Source organism: Pseudoalteromonas sp. BZA4 (assembly GCF_040104395.1).
Lineage (GTDB): Bacteria > Pseudomonadota > Gammaproteobacteria > Enterobacterales > Alteromonadaceae > Pseudoalteromonas.
On record NZ_JBECOT010000003.1, the window covers coordinates 22,374 to 40,591 of the forward strand.

19 protein-coding genes are annotated in these 18,218 nt (G+C 41.8%); 11 read left to right on the forward strand and 8 right to left on the reverse strand.

Annotated features, from left to right (window positions below; translation table 11 throughout):
- Nucleotides 1-55: 55 nt before the first annotated feature.
- From ABMY41_RS02085 to ABMY41_RS02105, 5 genes are all read right to left on the reverse strand, one after another.
- Nucleotides 56-370, reverse strand: coding sequence for a hypothetical protein (locus ABMY41_RS02085; RefSeq protein WP_252950650.1), 315 nt, complete (start codon nucleotides 368-370; stop codon nucleotides 56-58).
- 67 nt (nucleotides 371-437) lie between these two features.
- On the reverse strand, nucleotides 438-1,160 hold the full coding sequence (locus ABMY41_RS02090) for a hypothetical protein (protein WP_289096884.1): 723 nt from the start codon (nucleotides 1,158-1,160) through the stop codon (nucleotides 438-440).
- Between the two features lie 269 nt (nucleotides 1,161-1,429).
- The gene (locus ABMY41_RS02095) at nucleotides 1,430-2,845 is read right to left on the reverse strand and encodes a mannose-1-phosphate guanylyltransferase/mannose-6-phosphate isomerase (protein WP_349274028.1); all 1,416 of its coding nucleotides are present in this window, start codon (nucleotides 2,843-2,845) and stop codon (nucleotides 1,430-1,432) included.
- A gap of 65 nt (nucleotides 2,846-2,910) precedes the next feature.
- The gene (locus tag ABMY41_RS02100) at nucleotides 2,911-3,684 is read right to left on the reverse strand and encodes an amidohydrolase (protein ID WP_287245678.1); all 774 of its coding nucleotides are present in this window, start codon (nucleotides 3,682-3,684) and stop codon (nucleotides 2,911-2,913) included.
- Complete coding sequence (locus ABMY41_RS02105) at nucleotides 3,672-4,811, reverse strand: methionine aminotransferase (protein ID WP_349274030.1); 1,140 nt, start codon at nucleotides 4,809-4,811, stop codon at nucleotides 3,672-3,674. Before ABMY41_RS02105 ends, ABMY41_RS02100 begins: the two co-directional genes overlap by 13 nt.
- A gap of 99 nt (nucleotides 4,812-4,910) precedes the next feature.
- On the opposite strand from ABMY41_RS02105, the gene ABMY41_RS02110 reads away from it, so the two are divergent.
- From ABMY41_RS02110 to ABMY41_RS02135, 6 genes are all read left to right on the forward strand, one after another.
- Nucleotides 4,911-5,540 carry a methylthioribulose 1-phosphate dehydratase gene (locus ABMY41_RS02110; RefSeq protein WP_349274031.1) on the forward strand — a complete coding sequence of 210 codons (630 nt, stop codon included), beginning with the start codon at nucleotides 4,911-4,913 and terminating at the stop codon, nucleotides 5,538-5,540.
- On the forward strand, nucleotides 5,537-6,223 hold the full coding sequence (gene mtnC / locus ABMY41_RS02115) for an acireductone synthase (RefSeq protein WP_289096888.1): 687 nt from the start codon (nucleotides 5,537-5,539) through the stop codon (nucleotides 6,221-6,223). Before ABMY41_RS02110 ends, mtnC begins: the two co-directional genes overlap by 4 nt.
- On the forward strand, nucleotides 6,220-6,762 hold the full coding sequence (locus ABMY41_RS02120; RefSeq protein ID WP_289096889.1) for an acireductone dioxygenase: 543 nt from the start codon (nucleotides 6,220-6,222) through the stop codon (nucleotides 6,760-6,762). Before mtnC ends, ABMY41_RS02120 begins: the two co-directional genes overlap by 4 nt.
- A gap of 1 nt (nucleotide 6,763) precedes the next feature.
- A complete protein-coding gene (locus tag ABMY41_RS02125; RefSeq protein WP_055020559.1) occupies nucleotides 6,764-7,105 on the forward strand; it encodes a gamma-glutamylcyclotransferase family protein in 342 nt (113 codons plus the stop codon).
- A 213-nt stretch (nucleotides 7,106-7,318) separates the two neighbouring features.
- Complete coding sequence (locus ABMY41_RS02130; RefSeq protein WP_349274032.1) at nucleotides 7,319-7,483, forward strand: hypothetical protein; 165 nt, start codon at nucleotides 7,319-7,321, stop codon at nucleotides 7,481-7,483.
- A complete protein-coding gene (locus tag ABMY41_RS02135) occupies nucleotides 7,480-7,866 on the forward strand; it encodes a hypothetical protein (protein WP_289096890.1) in 387 nt (128 codons plus the stop codon). Before ABMY41_RS02130 ends, ABMY41_RS02135 begins: the two co-directional genes overlap by 4 nt.
- 1 nt (nucleotide 7,867) lies before the next feature.
- On the opposite strand, the gene mtnA is transcribed toward ABMY41_RS02135, so the two are convergent.
- Nucleotides 7,868-8,896, reverse strand: a complete 1,029-nt coding sequence (mtnA, locus tag ABMY41_RS02140; protein ID WP_349274033.1) for an S-methyl-5-thioribose-1-phosphate isomerase — start codon at nucleotides 8,894-8,896, stop codon at nucleotides 7,868-7,870.
- A 145-nt stretch (nucleotides 8,897-9,041) separates the two neighbouring features.
- Between mtnA and mtnK the strand changes: the two genes are divergently transcribed.
- On the forward strand, nucleotides 9,042-10,259 hold the full coding sequence (gene mtnK / locus ABMY41_RS02145; RefSeq protein ID WP_175082604.1) for an S-methyl-5-thioribose kinase: 1,218 nt from the start codon (nucleotides 9,042-9,044) through the stop codon (nucleotides 10,257-10,259).
- Between the two features lie 51 nt (nucleotides 10,260-10,310).
- Here the strand turns inward: mtnK and ABMY41_RS02150 are convergent, their stop codons facing one another.
- Together ABMY41_RS02150 and ABMY41_RS02155 are read right to left on the reverse strand one after the other, a co-directional pair.
- A complete protein-coding gene (locus ABMY41_RS02150; RefSeq protein ID WP_055020563.1) occupies nucleotides 10,311-11,795 on the reverse strand; it encodes an FMN-binding glutamate synthase family protein in 1,485 nt (494 codons plus the stop codon).
- Nucleotides 11,796-11,907: 112 nt separating this feature from the next.
- Nucleotides 11,908-13,686, reverse strand: coding sequence for a DUF885 domain-containing protein (locus ABMY41_RS02155; protein ID WP_349274034.1), 1,779 nt, complete (start codon nucleotides 13,684-13,686; stop codon nucleotides 11,908-11,910).
- A gap of 366 nt (nucleotides 13,687-14,052) precedes the next feature.
- Here ABMY41_RS02155 and ABMY41_RS02160 point away from each other — a divergent pair, with 366 nt between their 5' ends.
- The 4 genes from ABMY41_RS02160 to ubiB all read left to right on the forward strand — a co-directional run bounded on the left by ABMY41_RS02160 (nucleotide 14,053) and on the right by ubiB (nucleotide 18,169).
- A complete protein-coding gene (locus ABMY41_RS02160; RefSeq protein WP_269407842.1) occupies nucleotides 14,053-15,039 on the forward strand; it encodes a GGDEF domain-containing protein in 987 nt (328 codons plus the stop codon).
- A gap of 121 nt (nucleotides 15,040-15,160) precedes the next feature.
- Complete coding sequence (gene ubiE, locus ABMY41_RS02165; RefSeq protein ID WP_349274035.1) at nucleotides 15,161-15,916, forward strand: bifunctional demethylmenaquinone methyltransferase/2-methoxy-6-polyprenyl-1,4-benzoquinol methylase UbiE; 756 nt, start codon at nucleotides 15,161-15,163, stop codon at nucleotides 15,914-15,916.
- 28 nt (nucleotides 15,917-15,944) lie between these two features.
- On the forward strand, nucleotides 15,945-16,550 hold the full coding sequence (locus ABMY41_RS02170; RefSeq protein ID WP_349274036.1) for an SCP2 sterol-binding domain-containing protein: 606 nt from the start codon (nucleotides 15,945-15,947) through the stop codon (nucleotides 16,548-16,550).
- 17 nt (nucleotides 16,551-16,567) lie between these two features.
- Nucleotides 16,568-18,169: a ubiquinone biosynthesis regulatory protein kinase UbiB gene (ubiB, locus tag ABMY41_RS02175; protein WP_349274037.1), complete on the forward strand. Its 1,602-nt coding sequence runs from the start codon at nucleotides 16,568-16,570 to the stop codon at nucleotides 18,167-18,169.
- Nucleotides 18,170-18,218: the final 49 nt, after the last annotated feature.

Below are 18,218 nucleotides of genomic sequence, written 5' to 3' on the forward strand. Positions count from 1 at the left end.
TTAAGCCAAGGCACTTAGTTTCGGCTAAGTGCCTTTTTATACGGTAAAGCATGACTTAAGCCTCATTAGAGTTTAACTGCTCGACAAGACGAATGTCATGTAACAAATGGTTATGCCTTACCGACAAAGTATTTTCTTCTGTTGGCTTTATTTTATAACCGAGCTGCTGTAAAACCAGCGTAAATAGGGCGGCATGTTGATAACTAAGAGGTTGTCCGCTTAATTCAAATTCTTCGATTACGCTATTTGCATAACTAGAACTATTTTGTAATGACTGCCAAATACGCATTTGTACTTGAGAAACCTGTATCACTGATGTGTGATAGCAATTGATTTGTAGGCTTAATAAATAGTTTTCTAGTGAGTTCATAGCGATATCCATTACAAAAAACGCTACTTTAAAAGCTCAAGTTAAGTTGAGGTAAAGTGTTTTGTTATTACTTTTTACTCCACTTATTCATTATTTCTTTAAATAGTTTTGCTTCTTTATCTTCACAGGGTCTGGGCGATCCACTTGGCACTCCAGATTTACCAAACACCGAATTAAAATCTATGCCGTAACACATGCCATTTAGCACCTCGATACGCTTGCTGCCATCGCCATTTTGCCAAACGACAGTTGCTTTATCAGAGACGGTTAATTGTGCAGGCACTGTAACCCTACCTGTAGGCGATTTATCATTAGCGGCTTCATCCTGCCCAAATAAAGACGCATTAGCAGAACCATTTTCAAAATTAAGCTGTGGGATTGGCGCATAAGGGTTGAGCTTTTTAAAAGGCTCTTCGGCTATTTTTAAATTCTCAGCTGTCTGAATAGGCTTTACTATCTCAGTGATAACTTTTTTCGTCCCATTTATTGTGGGATTAATTACTTTAGTATCACTTATCTGCTGAGAGCTATTATGCGAAGTTTCTTCTTTTTTCGGCAAAGAATTAACCTCATCAGGCATTCCTTCTGTTTGCTCAGGTGAAGGTTTTTCTTGGATTTTTTGCAAGCTAGGTAATGAAGTTAAATCAACACTCACATACGCGTTGATTACTTTTGGCGGTTCAGCGACTGCGGGGAGTTTCACAAGCTTTCCATATCGAGCAAATAGCAATAAAAGCACAGCATGTAGCGCAATCGAGATGATCCATGCTTTGTAATTCCCTTTTAACACCCAAGCGCCTCGTTTTATTTTTAAGAGTATTAGATGCGTGAATTAGTTCATAGGAAAGTTAGCGAGGGTAAAGGCTCTAGATCAGGCGTAATCTTTGGAGTGCTTTATGGTGGTTTGGATTTACCAAAGAAAAGGTTTACATGGATTGTGTTGGGTTTCGCTACGCTCAAACCAACCTACCCGAAGAATGAACAGGGCAAAGTTGAGTGAGACACCGCACTAAACAACCCCACCAATCTAATCTGACGTCTGACAGCTGATAGCTATGTCTACTCCCTCCCATACCTATCATCAAATCGCTCGATGTCAGTTTCATCAAGTATCGCTCCGGTTTGTACTTCGATAACGATCAGAGGTGTAGTTTGTTGATTAGCAAGACTGTGCAATTGCTTAGCCGCAATATAACAAGATTGATCAGCTGTTAATTCAAATTCATCATCGCCAACTCGCACGCTTGCCACGCCAGATACGACGACCCAATGCTCTGCACGGTGCTGATGGCGTTGAGTTGAGAGTTTTGCACCGCTGTTTACGATTATTTTCTTTACTTTAAAGCCTGTACTTTCAATTAAAGTTCGATAGTTGCCCCAAGGTCTAAATACGGCTTGATGGTGGGTTAGTTTATCGCTATCAATAACAGCAAGCTGTTTAATTAAATCTGGGAGCTTATCGAGCGCACTTTTGTCTGCCACTAAGGTGGCATCATGAGTATGTATAATTGCCTGATTACTCACGCCGAGCGCTGCAATAGTGTGGTCAGCTTCGCTTATAAGTAGATTATTTTCACTATCTAAACTCACCCCTTGTGAAGCTAAATAATTGCCATGCTGGTCTTTTTCTGCGATTTTCGACAATGCTGAAAAGCTGCCAACATCGCTCCAATTTAAATCAACAGGAATAACAGCAACGTTAGCGCTACGCTCCAAAATAGCATAATCAATAGAATCACTTGGGCATGCTGTGAGCGCATCCGCAACGGGTCTTTGAAAACCTAAATCTGCGGTGAAGCTAGCCGCCTTTGCGATACTGTCAGCAATCTTTGGGGCAAAACGATTAAGCTCACTTAAATACACATCCGGCAAAAATAAGAACATGCCGCTATTCCAGCCATACTCACCACTGGCAAGGTATTTTTCGGCTAATTGCAGGGCTGGTTTTTCTTTGAACTCAGCCGCCTTAAAACAACCTTCATGAGCTAACTGCTCGCCTTGGCGAATATAACCATAACCGGTATGTGGCTCAGTGGGAGTAATGGCAAAGGTTACTAATTGTTGTTGCTGACAAAGCGCTATCGCATTATCTAAGCAGGCAATAAGCTTATCAAAATCACTTATGTGGTGATCAGCAGGCATGACTAGTAAGGGGTCGGTTAGACCATTTTGCAATGCAAATTCAGCGGCCAAGGCAATCGCTGGCGCGGTATTTTTACCTTCAGGCTCAAGCAATAAAGTATAGTTATCTGTGATTTCTGCAATTTGCGTTTTAGCAATAAAACGATGCTCTTCATTACACACTAAAATTGGCGCATTAAATCGTGAGTCAGCCACTCGTAACAACGTGTTCTGTAAGAGTGATTTTTCGCTAAGTAAAGATAAAAACTGCTTAGGCATCGCTTTACGCGACAAAGGCCATAAACGAGAACCTATGCCACCAGCAAGAATAACGGGGGTGATTTTGCGACTCATGATTGCTTAAAGTAAATAATCCAACCATGAGTTTAACAAATTTTTGAGTATGCGGCTTCGAGCAATTACAGTAACTGAAATTGATCAGCATCTAAGTGAGCAGGAAACGCTCTTCGAAAGTCATCAAGCGGTGATTTTTCTAAGCGCTGAATAATGATACCCGATTGGTCATCTTCAAGCTTCGCCAAGGTGTCGCCTTTAAAATCATAAACGGCAGTACCACCACTGTGGGCAACATCATTACCATCAGCACCAATGCGATTCACACCCACGACATAACACAGGTTTTCCATCGCGCGTGCTTTTAGAAGAGTATCCCAGACATGGCGACGAGCTGCTGGCCAATTAGCTACGTTGATCATCACATCGTAGTCGTTGCAATTACGCTGAAACACAGGAAAGCGTAAGTCGTAACACACTTGCGGCAAAATGCGAAAATCATTGATAGCGAATATCTCGCGCTGCTCGCCTGCTGCAACGAAATTGCCTTCGTTACCTAAACAGAATAAATGGCGTTTGTCGTAATACTTCACTTCACCATTTGGCCAAACCCAATAAAAGCGATTAGCCTTTTTGTCGCCTTTTGCAACTAAAACAGAGCCTGCAACCACAGCATTTTTTTGCTTAGCTGTGGCTTCTAACCAGCTAAGTACCTCGCCTTGTTCTGGTTCGCTGCAATCTAGATTAATCGCAAAACCGGTGGCAAATGTTTCTGGCAAGACAATTATATCAACTTGCTCGTTTAAACTGTTAAGCTGCTCTGTAAAGTGCGCAAGGTTGGCGCTTTTATCAAGCCAATGCAGTGATGACTGCACTAAAGCTAAGGTTAAAGTTGGCATAAAATCTCCGCGGCACATTTTAATGTGTCATCATTTTTAGCAAAACATAAACGAATCACTTTGTCGCAGCTTGCACTGTTATAAAACACACTGAGTGGTACAGCTGCAACACCCGCTTGCTCAACCAACCATTGGCAAAACTCAACATCATCAAGATCAGACACATCACTGTAATCGAGTAATAAAAAGTAGGTGCCTTCACTTGGTAATATTTTAAAGCGGCTTTGTGCTAATGCTTCGCTGAGCAAGTCGCGTTTTTGTTGATAAAAACCACTAAGTTCATCAACATGTTCTGGCTCTAACTCGAGCATATCGGCTAGTGCATGCTGGGCAGGCGTAAAGCTTGAAAAAGTCACATATTGGTGAATTTTACGAAACTCCACCATGAGCTGAGCGGGTGCAGCACAATAACCCATCTTCCAGCCGGTGCTATGAAAAGTTTTGCCAAAGCTTGAGATCACAAAACTGCGTGCAAATAACTCAGGGTCGGTCAGCGCACTTAAATGCAAAGCGCCATCAAAGGTAATGTGCTCATACACTTCATCGCTAATTACATATAAATCATGCTTAGTAACAAGCGCTTTAAGGGCATTAATATCTTCTGTTTTAAAGATTTTACCGCTTGGGTTATGTGGCGTGTTGATGATGACACGTGTTTTGTCTGTTATAACATCAGCTACAGCTTGCCAATCGATTTTGTAGTCTGGCGCATGCAAAGCAACATGAACTGAGCGACCGCCAGCAAGCTCAATTGCCGGTTGATACGAGTCATACGCGGGGTCAAATACCACAACTTCATCACCCTCTTTAACAAGCGCTTGAATTGCTACGAATAATGCCTCTGTTGCCCCTGAGGTGACGGTAACTTGTTGCTCGTAATTTATGTTGTTATGGTATTTTCTAGCAATCAAAGCCGCTATTTGCTGTTGTAGCTTTGTAACCCCACTTGAAGGCGCATATTGATTTACCCCCTCAAGTACATAATGATTGAGCTGTTTTTTTAGTAATTCTGGTGCATCAAATTCAGGAAAACCCTGAGATAAATTAAGCGCTTGGTGCTTATTTGCTAGAGCGGTCATTTGACTAAAAATACTGGTGCCTAAATTCGGCAATTTACTTTCAAACACAGAGGTTCCTTAAAGATGGTTTTGCGCCCGAAGCGATGCTATCATTGCTTAAAACAGATGTATAGCCGTCTAAATAACTTTTAGAATGTCGAGGAATATATGCATAACAATACCGCTATTTCAGAACTAATTGAAGCTGGTAAATGGGTAAGCCAACGTGGCTGGGTCCCTGCTACTGGTGGTAACTTTTCAGCCCGCACTGCAAGCGGTTATGTCGTCACAGCAAGTGGCTTCGATAAAGGTCAACTCGGCACTCATGCATTTATTGAATTTGATCATGAAGGCAATCGTACTAAAGGCTCTGGCAATCCATCAGCTGAAACTGAGCTACATTTGAATATGTATAAGCTGATCCCATCAGCTAAATTTGTTTTGCATACCCATTCTGTTGCAGCAACCGTGTTATCGCGAGTGATCAAAGGCCACGCTATCAATTTACATGGCTACGAAATGCAAAAATCTTTAAGTGGTGTTAAATCGCATTTAGATACGCTAAGTATTCCAATTTTTGATAATGACCAAGACATTGACCGCTTAACCTTACTGGTCAGTGATCATCACCTTCACACCCCTATTGAGCATGCCGTATTAATTCGTGGCCATGGTTTATATGTCGTTGGCCGAGATATCAAAGAAGTACTTCGCCATTTAGAAGGATTAGAGTTCCTATTTAGCTGTGAGCTTGAGCGCCTAAAACTAGAAGGTATTCAAGCTGGAGTTCAGCCATGATCAAAGCAATTTTAACCGATATTGAAGGCACAATTACCCGCATTTCTTTTGTTAAAGACGTATTATTTCCTTACGCGGCAGGGCAATTACCTGAGTTTGTAAAGTCACATCAAAGTGACCCAGAAGTAGCAGCCCAAATTGAGGCTGTTAAGGCACATATAGAGCAACCAGAAGCCGATATCGACACGGTTATTAGCCATTTAATTCATTGGATTGAAACGGATCAAAAAATTACCCCACTTAAGCAGTTACAAGGGTTAATTTGGCAAACAGGCTACGAAAATGGTGATTTTACTGGCCACCTTTACCCAGATGCTTATGACTTTTTACAACTCCAAAAACAAGCTGGTAAAAGTTTATATGTCTACTCATCAGGCTCAGTAAAAGCCCAACACCTGATTTTTGAATTTTCTGACTACGGTGATGTTAGACCTTTATTTAGTGATTACTTCGACACCAAAGTCGGTGCAAAACAACAGCAAAGCTCTTATGAGAATATTATCGCCGAGCTGCCATTTGACGCTGCCGAAGTATTGTTTTTAAGCGATGTGGTGGCAGAGCTTGATGCTGCCAAAGCTGCTGGTCTTGGTACTTTGCACCTTGTTCGCGATGGCCAAGCAGTAAGCGACGCTCACCCATACATTAACGATTTCACAGCATTTAGTGCGGAGCTTTTAGCATGAGCCAATTAACTATTTATAACGATAACAACGCAAACGACATACTGTTTCACAGTGAAGACTTAAACGCGATTGCCAATGAACTAAAAACAGTTGGCGTTCGCTTTGAGCAATGGCAAGCAACAGCACAGATTGACCAAGAGACCAGTCATGACGCAATTTTAACAGCTTATGCTAAAGATATAGAGCGCTTAAAAGCTGAAGGGGGCTATCAAACAGTGGACGTTATTTCGCTTGCTAAAGGTAATCCAAATGCAAGCGAATTACGCAGCAAGTTCTTATTTGAACATACACATAGCGAAGATGAAGTTCGTTTTTTTGTGAAAGGCCAAGGTTTATTTTGTTTACACTTAGGCGATAAAGTGTATCAAGTGCTGTGCCAACAGGGCGACCTAATTTCAGTACCAGAACTCACACCACATTGGTTTGATATGGGCAACGACCCTGAATTCACAGCAATTCGCTTATTCAATAATACCGAAGGTTGGGTCGCTAAAAGCACTGGGTCAACTATTGCTACCAACTTCCCACTGCTGGACTAACATGGAAAAGCTATTCTCTTACGGTACTTTACAGTACCCGCAGGTTCAGCTTGATACCTTCGGGCGTTTGCTCGAAGGTCAACCTGCTACGCTAACTGGGTATGTCATTGGTGAAGTCGAGATCACCGACGAAGCCGTACTTAAAAGTAGTGGTCAACGCTTTCACCCGGCTTTAATCAAAACAGGCAAACAAACTGATATTGTTAATGGCACTATTTATTTAATCACCGAACAAGAGCTTGCTCAGGCAGATACTTACGAAGTAGATGATTATCAGCGAATTGCAGAAACATTCCAATGTAACAACCAAGCTTGGCTATATGTTGCAAAAAACAGCCTTTAATTTACAAATATAAAAAACCCGAGCCGCATCATCTTTGAGCGCCATAATGTTGGCCAAGTAGAGATATACATGGCCAATTTAGATGGCAGCTCGTTAAAGCTTTTAACTACCAACGATTACCGTGCATAGGTAGCCACATATGATGAGCAGACCAACTCACTAATTTGGTATAGCCGCGGCACCTCAACTATTGAATCATTCTCTTTTGATAGTATGAGTCGACAACCCGCTATAACAGCGCCAGTAAAACGAGCAAATTATGCTTACCCTTTAAGCAAAGAAAGTGTGTTGATCAGTACTGACCTTCACGATAAAGATGCCGCAGTCTTTGACCTTAATTCAAAAACAATGAGTTACATCGCCACAGCGATGAAGTGATTAAAAGCACTATAGATACACCCCTAGCTATTGCATGGTATGACGATACACAGCTGATTGTGCATTCTAAATACGATAAATACCTGCTTTTAGACAGCGATAACAACACCTATAGTGAGCTGACTACACCAGACAAACTAACTGAGTTAAAGCCTTCTATTGTGTCGATGGCAAGTAACCTACATAGTTTGTATATCGCCACTGATACTGAAGTTTTCAGCATTAATTTAGCCACAATGCAGGGCGTTGAGTCAGTACTTCAAATGAAGCCTTCTCACTATATATCGCGCCTTGATGCTAAAAACGACAAGCTGGCAGTGACCTTCTTAACTGCCAACAATCAAAATAGCATTGAGCTCTACACTAAAAAAAGCGCAGAGTAATTTACGACTTTAACTGTTTTAGAATACCTTGCTCGATATCGGACTGGTTATAAACGCCGCTATCGAGCACCCAGCCTGTGACTAGGCTCGCCGGTGTCACATCAAATGCCGGGTTATAAACCTTCGCGTTAGTCGGTGCCCACATCGCTTCACCAAAACTACCACTAACACCGCGCACTTCATTAGGACTGCGTTGCTCAATTTCGATATCTGCACCACACAACGTTTGTGTATCAAGTGTCGTAAGTGGCGCAACGACATAAAATGGAATGTTATGGAAATGCGCTAACACAGCGAGATTATAAGTGCCGACTTTATTGGCGAAATCACCGTTTGCAGCAATACGGTCTGCCCCTACAAATATTTTATCTACTTTGCCCGCAGCCATTAAAATCGCCGCCATGTTATCGCAAATCAAGGTATAAGGAATTTGCCAGCGCTCAAGCTCAAAAGCCGTTAAGCGGCCGCCTTGCAGTAACGGCCTTGTTTCATCAACCCAAACATGAATGTCACCATGGCGTTGCTGAGCTTTATAAATAACCCCTAATGCAGTGCCGACACCCGCAGTCGCTAAAGCACCGGTATTACAGTGGGTTAAAATGTTATCGCCTTTATCAACCAAAGCAGCACCACGTTCTGCCATGCTATCGCAAAGGGCAATATCTTCTTTAAATAACTGCTCAGCAGTCGCGACAACAGCAGTTACAAAGTCAGTCTCTGCAAGCGCTACGCGTAACTTGGCCATGCAGTGCATAAGGTTTACCGCTGTTGGGCGTGTTGCTTCAAGCTCACCTATAGCAACCGCAAGTGCTGATTGACTTATGCCTTGCTCAGCTAGGTGTGCAACCAATAAGCTCGCACCTAAGCCGATTAAAGGCGCTCCCCGGATTTTCAAAGTCAAAATCAAATCTTTCATCGTTTCAACATCGTTACATACATGCCAATGCTGTTGATGTGGCAACAAATACTGATCAAGCACGGTTAGCGTACCTTGCTGATATTTAATACTGCTGGCGATGAGATCTTGCATACTGAATCCGAATAACTAATGAATAACTAATTTATGTGAATAGTTATTTTACATCAGTTTTGACAACTAACAAGCTAGATGTATGGACATCTAAACGGTTACAGGTATAGAATGCTCAAAGTTAATTGTATTACGAGATAGAGCCATGGCTAAATACACTGCCTTTAATGCAGTTCATGCTGTTGATTACATTAAAGAACTTGTTAAAAGTGAACTAATTTCAGTCTTCCCTGCTGATGCAGCACTGACTGCATACGAGTTTGGAGACGGAAACTTAAACTTAGTTTTTCGGGTTGCTGATCAGCACAACAACAGTGTAATTCTAAAGCAAGCACTGCCTTATGCCCGCTGCGTAGGTGAGTCATGGCCATTATCGTTAGACCGCGCCAGAATCGAAGCTGAAGTATTGATTAATCATGGTAAGTTATGCCCAGAGCATACCGTGGCGATATTGCATCACAATGTAGAGCTGGCATTAACGGTGTTAGAAGATTTAGGTGAGTTACAAATTTTACGTGGCGCACAAATCAACGCAGAGCAATTTCCATTATTGGCCAGCCATGTTGCGCTCTACTTAAGCCGAACAGGCTTTTATAACTCAGACTTTTACTTATCTGCTGAAGATAAAAAAGCCAAAGTCAGTCAATTTATTAATCCTGATTTATGTAAGATCACAGAAGACTTATTCTTTACTGATCCGTACATTGAGCATGAGCGCAATAATTTCCCAACTGAGCTTAATGAGCACGTCGAAAGTATTCGTAATAATGATGCTTTAAAACTGGCCGCAGCGAAATTAAAAGCTAAATTTTTATCTTGCCCACAAACTTTATTGCATGGCGATATGCATAGTGGCAGCATTTTTGTTGATAGCAAAACCACTAAAATGATCGACCCAGAGTTCGGCTTTTTTGGCCCTGTTGGCTTTGATATCGGCTCATTTATGGGTAACTTGCTTCTAAATTACTGTGCCCAAAACGCCCGTATTACAGAGCAAGCAAAGCGCCGTCAGTATCAAACTCATTTATTAACCTGCTTACAAGACTGTTATAGCCAATTTGAGCAACATTGGTTAAACCTAGCAAGCAGCGAAGCAACTGATATTAGCTTTGCAAACCGCACCTTTAGCGAAGATTACTTACAACACGTATTGCGTGATGCGATTGGCTACTGTGGCGCTGAACTTATTCGCCGTACTATTGGTTTAGCCCATGTTGCAGATATAGACGGTATTGAAGATGCACAAGCTCGTTTAGCAGTACAACAGCAAACACTCGTACTTGGCGAGCAACTGATGCTTAATGCCACAAGCTGTAACAATAAAGACGAGTTCTTTTCGTTGTTAATCAGTTTATTAAATTAACTAGCAAAAAGTAAAAAGGCGCTTAACGCGCCTTTTAATTATTCAACTAGATTATTTATTGTAGTGCTCATACATTTTATCGAGCGGCTCTGATAAACCATTTTCTTGTACCACTCGCACATGCTGGCGAGCTAACTCGCGGGCACTTGATACACCACATGAGTGAGCAATCAGCCCTGCACCATAATGAATAAACTTATTATAATTGGCGACACGTTGTGCCTTATCGGTCACATCGAGGCCTCGCTGTAAGCGTTCATTATGAGTCGTAATACCGGTCGGGCAGGTATCTTTATTACATTGTAGAGCCTGAATACAACCAAGCGAAAACATATGACCACGCGCCGACACAATAAAATCAGCACCCAATGCAAGTGCCCAAGCCACTTTTGACGGTACGATTAGCTTACCCGACGCAATCACTTTCACTCGTTCTCTGAGACCATGTTTTTTTAGCAGATCAACAACCAAAGGCAGGCTCTCTCGTAGCGGTAAACCAACTGAATCCATCAAGGGTTGAGGGGCAGCGCCCGTTCCACCGTCGGCACTATCTATAGTGATAAAGTCAGGAGCAGATTCAATGCCTCGGTTATTGATTTCACTGAACAAGGTTTCGAGCCAAGTGTATTCACCAATCACCGCTTTAAAACCGGTTGGTTTACCTGTGGTACTGCGTACCGTTTCAATCATATCGAGTAAATCTGCTGGGCATTTAATCTCTGGATGACCATTTGGACTAATAGAGTCATGCCCTTCAGGAATACCCCGAATTTTTGCAATTTCAGCAGTCACTTTGCGCCCTGGTAACATACCTCCTTTACCGGGTTTAGCACCTTGACTCATTTTAATTTCGAACATTTTAACTTGTTCGTGCTCAGCAATCGCTTTGAGTTTTTCGGTGCTTAATTTACCGTGCTCATCTCGTACACCATATTTTGCCGTGCCAATCTGAAACACAATATCAGCGCCACCTTCAAGATGGTAAGGGCTGAGCCCTCCTTCACCGGTATTCATCCAACAACCCGCTAACTTTGCACCTCGCGATAGTGCGCGAACAGCGGGCTTAGATAAGGCACCAAAGCTCATGCCAGAAATATTAAATAACGAGTTTGTTGTATAAGGAGCTTGGCAATAAGGCCCTAACGTAACTTCGCTCGGATCGAGTGCATCTTCATCTAAAGTTGGGAACGCACAGTTCATAAACATCACCGTTCCCGTTGCTTCAAGACTTTGGGTTGAACCAAAGGCCGTAGTACGGTCAACATTTTTTGCAGCGCGGTAAACCCAGCTTCGCTCAGCACGATTAAATGGTAGCTCTTCCCTATCCATGGCAAAAAAGTATTGTCTGAAGAATTCACCTTGGCGTTCAAAAAAATAACGAAAGCGGCCGATCACCGGGTAATTACGGCGAATCGCCTGCTTAGATTGCGTCACATCACTAATGTAAAAGCACACAATCACCAGCAAACCTATGCCGAGTGCAAAAATAAACAAGCTGGCAAAAACATCGATACTAAAAATTATAAAATCACTCATCCAAGGCCCCTTTGTGAAATGACATCCTTCAAAGCATATAAGGTGTTTATATTACGTGCAATAAACAAAAAAGGCGTGATGTAAGTCACGCCTTTTCGTTTCTTTTATGCCGCTATGCTGCTCGTTTGGCTAATTCAGCTTTAATATAAAGTTGAATTTGCTCTTCAAGCACTGACATTGGCACTGAGCCATGACGTAATATTTGATGGTGGAATTCGCGAATATCGAAATCTTGACCAAGTGCTTGCTCAGCTTCGTGGCGTAAACGTTTAATTGTTAGCTCACCAATTTTGTATGACAACGCTTGTGCAGGCCATGAAATATAACGGTCAGTTTCGGTCTTCACGTTATGTAATGAAAGCGCGGTGTTTTCGCTCATGAATTTCATTGCCCGTTCGCGGCTCCAGCCATACATATGCATACCTGTATCAACCACTAAACGCGCGGCTCGCCACATTTCATAGGTTAAACGACCAAAATCACTGTATGGGTCTTGATAAAAGCCCGCCTCGATACCTAAAAACTCCGAATATAAGCCCCAACCTTCACCAAATGCCGACAAATATGCATTACGGCGATAACTTGGTAATGACTCAAGTTCTGCATTAAGTGAAATTTGTAAATGATGCCCTGGTACAGCTTCGTGCAAAGTTAATGCTTCAAGAACATACAACGGGCGCTTATCTAGCGCATAGGTATTAACCCAGTAATAACCTGCTTGGTCATCACGGCGAGAACCTGAGTAACGGCCGGTTGTATATTTAGGGGCAATACTCTCTGGCACTGGCGCAACACCATACGGCATTCTTGGCAAGGTGTGGAATAACTTAGGTAACTGCGCATCCATTTTCTTGGCGATGTAAGACGCTTCTTTTAGCAAATCTTTTGGTGTTTTTGCGTAAAATTGCGGATCAGTACGTAAAAAGTGCACAAAATCAGCAAACGAGCCTTCAAAGCCTACTTTCTCGATAATTTTTTCCATTTCTGCACGAATACGCGCAACTTCTTGTAAACCCAGTTCATGGATTTCTTTTGGCGTCATATCTGTGGTGGTGTAGTACTTAGCGCGATTTTCGTAAAACGCTTTGCCATTCGGCGTACTTGAAATACCAATATCTGTACGTGCACCCGGTTGATACTCATTGTTAAAGAAAGTTAAGTAACCTTGATATGCCGGAATAACTTGTTCTTTGATAATGGTTTGCGCTTGCTTTTGTATCGCTGCAAACTCGCTATCACTTAAACCTGCCGTGTTATTTAAAAATGGTTTGTAAAATTCAGACTGTGTCGCATCATCAACAATATAAGCCGTGATTGAGTCTTGATAGCCTTCTAAAACAGCCTTTGGTTGGGTTAAACCTACTTCAAGACCTTTACGCATCCAGCCGATATTTTGCGAAAAATAGCGGGGAATTTGCTGTAATTTAGCAAGATATAGCTGGTAATCTTGTGGTTTTGTGTAATCTGAACTTGATATCATAAATGATAGGCTAGAATGGAAGCCATACTCAGATGTCAGCGGCATATAGTGCGCATTAAACACATATTCATCGACACTATTTTGCACTTGGCCACGCAAAATAGTCAGGTTAATGCGATTTTCTTCCGATAACTTATCACGGTCGATAGCGTCTAGCTCGGCAAGTAGCTCAGTATTCTTCTTGTATTTTTGTTCTAAAAATTCAGCCGATAGATTTTCTAATAAATAACCATCAACGCCATTTTCTTTACCATAAGGGCTGATGCTTTGGCGGTAATTAACAATATTTTCGGCTACTTGAGTAAATTGCTGATCAGCATCAATATTTGTTACTTGGCAAGCGCTTAAAGTACAAGCTAAAGCAACCGCAATAACAGAACGGTTTAAAGTTCGCGACAGTGTTTGTTTCATAGCATTCTTTTTAGTTTTAATCAGTATCGCTAAAGTAGCGCAGCACTGGCTAAAACCCAAGCAAATGCGACCAAGCTCAGGTTAAATACGCTCAAATTAACAGCGTTGTGTAAATAAGAATGAGCAAGGTTTAAGCAATTTTTAATTACACTTGTTAAAGTTGTTGAGAAAATCAGCTAATAGACACAAACGAAACAAATTTAAGTTCCAAAATTAGCGATTTTGCTTTTAAATAGACTGATTACTGATTACTGATTACTGTAGACTCGGTATTTATGCTTGGAAGCAAATAAACTTTACGGAAGAGATGATTAATTGGTTGATATGCGTATTTAGTGGTATTGAAAAATGATGTTCCATGATCCCATGGCTATTGCTCAAGAAAAAATGACAAAGGTATGTATCTTTTTAGAACATCATGCATTACCGCCGTCACCACTTAACTACCAAGTTGTTTACACCTACGTCAGTCAGTCTAACCCAAAACTTAACGCCGCTATTGACCGTGCCATCGCACAAAGAAAAACCATCGATTGTGTCTATGTAGAACAGCTTTATTTCGATTTTATTGAGCAAGGCCATAAAATGAAAACCGCCATTGTTCGCAACGTTGACTCAGTAATTAACACTCTTTCGCGTAATGCTAGCAATAACGAACAAAATATTGTCCGCTTTGCTGATCAAGTTAGTGACTGTGTGCATTCAATCGATGAAAACAATATTGAGCAAACGCGTCACGCATTAAAAATGCTCAGTAAACAATCAGAAGTACTGCTCAGCCAGCATCGTCAATTTAAGCAAGAAATAGCAAAAGCCAAATCGCTGCAAGAAAAAACTCAAAAACAACTCACTCAATTACGCAAACAACACATTACCGACCAACAAACTGGCTTATATAAGCGCCACTATTTGAATCAACAAACCCAACTCTGGGTCGGTCAAAATAAAGCGGTTTGTGCTATCTCCATTCACATTGAGAACTTAAACCATTTTATTGAAAACTATGGCGATGTAATTGGTGAAGTCATTTTAAGTAAAGTCGCCAAGCAAGTGCAAAAATACGTACAAGAAAGCGGTTTACCTGGGCGCACAAGTAAAGATGAATTTACCATCTTACTTGCTGATATAGAGCCTGAAACTGCAAACTTAATTGCCGAAAAAGTACGAAATGGCGTAGAAAAACTGCGCTTTGTCAGCTCAAAAAATGGCACCAAACTTCCTGCTATCACCTTGGCCCTAGGTATCGCTAAACATGAAGGCGATGGTGACTTTAACAGTTTAGCTCGTAAAGCCTCTTTAGCAGCCGCTAAAGCCAAGTCACTTGGACAAAGTAGTTTTATTGCCGGCCAATAAAGTTCAAAACTGCGCTAAGTCATGAAAAGCCATGCTAATCTGATGATTTAGTTATAATCAAATTGCACCCCACAGCTACAATCAAGTACACTAGTCTTTATTGCCACGATAGAGATTAATCATGAACGAGAATCAAGAAAAGACCACGCATTTTGGCTATAAAACCGTTGCTGAAAACGACAAAGCATCAATGGTTGCAGATGTATTCCACTCAGTCGCTGCAAAGTATGACGTAATGAATGATCTTATGTCGTTCGGTATTCATCGTTTATGGAAACGCCAAACTATTGCAAGTTCTGGTGTTCGTAAAGGTCACTATGTATTAGACCTTGCTGGCGGTACAGGTGATTTGACCGCTAAATTTAGTCAGTTAGTTGGTGAAACAGGTCAAGTTATCTTAGGCGATATCAACTCTTCAATGCTGAAAGTTGGCCGCGAGAAACTGCGTAATCTTGGTCGTGTTGGCAATATTGAATATGTACAAATGAATGCCGAAGCATTGCCATTTCCTGACAACAGCTTTGATTTAATTACGATTGCCTTTGGTCTTCGTAACGTGACCGATAAAGATAAAGCTCTGCGTTCAATGTATCGTATTCTTAAACCAGGTGGCCGCTTACTTGTACTTGAGTTCTCGAAACCAGAACACGAAGCGCTAAGCAAAGCCTACGACTTCTATTCATTCAATATCTTACCTAAGATGGGTCAGTTAGTGGCAAATGACAGCGAGTCTTACCAATACCTTGCTGAATCAATCCGTATGCATCCAGACCAAGAAACATTGAAAGGGATGATGGATGATGCCGGTTTTGAACAAACGAGCTATCAAAATCTAACTGGCGGTATTGTTGCCCTTCACCGTGGTTTTAAATACTAGAAATTCTGTAAAGTAAGTAGGTAACGCGATGTTAGCAAACGCTCTGTTATCACTCGTCGAACGAATCATTAATCAATTGCTGCCGCTAGACACCCAGTTAAAGGGCAAGCTTGCAGCAATTGCTGATAAACAGCTGCTGATTGAAGTTCGTGATTGGCAACAATCCATTTTGTGCGTTTACAGCGACGAGCAAATTCACTTATACAGCACGCAAGAGCGCAGTTTTGACTGCATGATCAGCGCCGATATTAACACCTTGTTGGCCCTTAAAGATCCATCAATGCTGACGCAACTCATTCGCCAAGATAAGCTTGACCTACAAGGCGATTTAAATCTTGCGCAAGGTTTCAGTAATGCCTTTGCTGAGCTTGATATTGATTGGCCAGAACATTTTTCTCGGTACATTGGCGATGCGCCAGCCCAGCAGTTATGGCTTTCTTTCCAAGCCCTAAAACGTCGTGGTTCACAAACAAAAAGTAAGTTAGAAAATACCCTAACAACACTTTGCCAAGATGAGCTATCAGTGACCATTCACCCATTAGAACTTGCTGAATTTAAACAGCAAAATCGCCAATTAAAAAGCCAAGTATCTCAGTTAGAGATGCGAATTAACGCGCTGTTACAGTCTCGCTAATGCGCTAAGGAACTTGTGTGTCGTCTGCTCGCCTTTATTACATCACTAAAACACTCCTGAGCTATGGCTTAGACGAATTAATTCCACGTAAACGAGTGCCTTGGTTTGCCAAACTCGCCCGTGGCAGCTTATTTTGGTTACGTAACCAACATAAAGATAAACCTGCAGGTATGCGCTTACGACTTGCTCTGCAAGAGCTTGGCCCTGTATGGATCAAGTTTGGCCAAATGCTTTCAACACGCCGTGATTTACTCCCTCATGATGTCGCTTTAGAGCTTGCACTACTACAAGATCAGGTTGAACCTTTTGAAGGTGAACTTGCCCAGCAGCTTATTGAAAAGGCGCTGGGTATTAATGATATTAGTGAATTGTTTAGTGATTTTTCGCAAACACCTTTAGCATCAGCCTCGATTGCACAAGTCCACACGGCAACCTTAATTGATGAGCATGGCGCACCACAAGATGCAGTGATTAAGGTCATTCGCCCTAACATTAAAGAGCAAATTGATGCCGACTTAATGCTAATGCAAAAAGTCGCACGCTTAGTGGCTAAGTTATTAAAAGAAGCGAAACGTTTACGCCCTATTGAGGTAGTAAACGAGTACAAAAAAACCTTGCTCGATGAGCTCGACTTAATGCGCGAAGGGGCGAATGCAATTCAGCTACGCCGTAACTTTGAAGACTCAGATTCGCTCTACATTCCTTTTGTTTACAGCGACTACAGCCGCAGTAACGTATTAGTAATGGAGCGAATTTACGGTATTCCAGTATCTGATACCGAAGCATTGCTGGCACAAAATACCAATATGCAGCTGCTAGCTGAGCGCGGTGTCGAAGTGTTTTTCACGCAAGTATTCCGCGATAGTTTCTTCCACGCTGATATGCACCCGGGTAATATCTTCGTGTCTCGTGAAAACCCTCATAATCCAAAATACATCGGCATTGATTGCGGCATTGTCGGCACCCTTAACCGTGAAGATAAACGCTATTTAGCAGAGAACTTTATTGCCTTCTTCAACCGTGATTACCGCCAAGTAGCACAGCTACACGTAGATTCTGGCTGGGTGCCAGCCGATACCAGTATTGAAGAGTTTGAGTTTGCGATTCGTACGGTTTGCGAACCCATTTTCAATAAACCGCTTGCCGAAATCTCGTTTGGCCATGTGTTAGTAAACCTGTTTAATACGGCTCGTCGCTTTAATATGCAAGTTCAACCGCAATTAGTGTTACTGCAAAAGACGCTGTTGTATGTTGAAGGCCTTGGCAGACAACTGTATCCGCAGCTTGATTTATGGAAAACCGCTAAACCTTTTCTAGAAGATTGGGTCAAAGAACAAGTTGGTCCGCTTGCAGTAATGAAAAAAATGTATGCGAACTTGCCATTTTGGGCAGAAAAAATGCCTGAATTACCTGATTTAATTTATCAAAACTTAAAACGTCAGCAACAACCTGTAAAATTGCCAGCGCCGCAATCAGCTAAACCTTTGTTACTTAGCATCTTTGCGGGTAGCTGTTTGATTGTTTCAGGCTTATGTTATTTACAGCATGACTTAGTCGCCAGTGCAATTACCGCAGGCTTTGCTGTAGCAGGCTTTATCGCAGCATGGCGTAGCGCATAAACTAAGTGCTATTTATGTTTTGGTGAGTATAATCGAGACAAGTCTATTC